The organism is Anaerobiospirillum sp. NML120511, from assembly GCF_023050955.1.
Classification (GTDB): domain Bacteria; phylum Pseudomonadota; class Gammaproteobacteria; order Enterobacterales; family Succinivibrionaceae; genus Anaerobiospirillum.
In genome coordinates, this window is sequence record NZ_JALKIK010000112.1 from 1 (window position 1) to 1,327 (window position 1,327).

Annotated in this window: 1 protein-coding gene; it reads left to right on the plus strand. The window is 49.0% G+C overall.

Annotation, left to right across the window (positions count from 1 at the left end):
• Positions 1-545, plus strand: a 545-nt coding sequence (locus MXE39_RS12860) for a flagellin (protein WP_281503497.1), incomplete at its 5' end; no start/stop codon positions are given.
• Between the last annotated feature and the right edge of the window lie 782 nt (positions 546-1,327).

Genomic DNA, 1,327 nt, shown 5'->3' on the forward strand with positions numbered 1-1,327 from the left:
CCCGTATTGCCAAGCAGACTACTTTCGGCGGCAAGAAGATTCTTGATGGTGCTGGCGGTGACAGCCTGTTCTCCAAAGCTGCTGCAGCAAAGGGCAATGAACTTGGAACTCTTACCTTACAGGTAGGTGCCAACAAGGGCGACGTGATCAGCTTTGACGTAAACGGTGTCAAGTTCTCCCAGATTCTCTCCATGGCTGGACTGAAGGAAAACGATTTTAAGGGATACTGGTCAAAGAACAACATCATCACTTTCTCCAATGCTGCTGAAGCTCAGAAGGCAATTGAAGGCATGGACAAGATGATTGGTGCAGTGGATGCTGCCCGTGCTGGCCTAGGTGCAATCCAGAACAGACTGGAGAGTTCAATTCGCAATCAGGCAAACGTTTCCGCCAACCAGTCTGATGCCCGTAGCAGAATTCGCGACGCGGACTTCGCCGAAGAGTCCGCCAACCTCAGCCAGCAGTCCATCATCCAGCAGGCTGCTACCTCCATGCTGATGCAGGCAAACACCCGCCCACAGCTGGGTCTGTCCCTCTTAGGCTAATAAGCAATTGTTATCAGGGTCGTTTATTCACCTGCGGCCCTTCAAAAGGCTCGCAGCTTCACGGCTGCGGGCCTTTTGAGTATCTGGATCCCCCGGCTGAAAAACATGACCTATAAAGCTCTTACTGCATTACTGCAGCGGCTGGCCTATTGAGCAGATGATAACCTCGCCATAGCTGACATCTGGACAAGAAATGCCCGGCACTGCAACCCGTGCATGCCCTGAGGCAGTAATGTGCCGTAAAGCTCAGGCTGCGCAACACTGTTCCAACTTACCAGCTGCTGCGACATGCCAAGCATACCCTCCAAGCAGAACAGAACATGTAGGCTACGTTGAGAGCATAACCAGCTCCTGGATTCTTTACGGCCTCATGTGCTCGAGCACAATTGGCTGCAATAGCATTTTCCCATTCCAAGCTGATGCAGGCAAACACTCTCCCACAGCTGTGTCTGTCTCTGTCAGGCTAAGAATCAAAACTATCAGGAGCTGGTCTATTCACCGCCGGCTCAAATATGGCCCTCACTCTCTCGTGGCTATGTACATGATATTTAAAGATTGTCATAAAAAATCATTTAAAGTATGTCATGGAATTTATAGTTTGTCATTTTCGGTAATGCAATATACAGTCACTTGGATGTCGAAAATATCCAGACATAAAAATCGGGCATGGCAGCCTTACTTAAGATGGATGATATCCGTCTATGAATGGCCATCATGCCCGATAGTGTAAACCGTACCTAGGATTATTTATTCTGCCTGTATGATTTGATGATGCCAGTAGC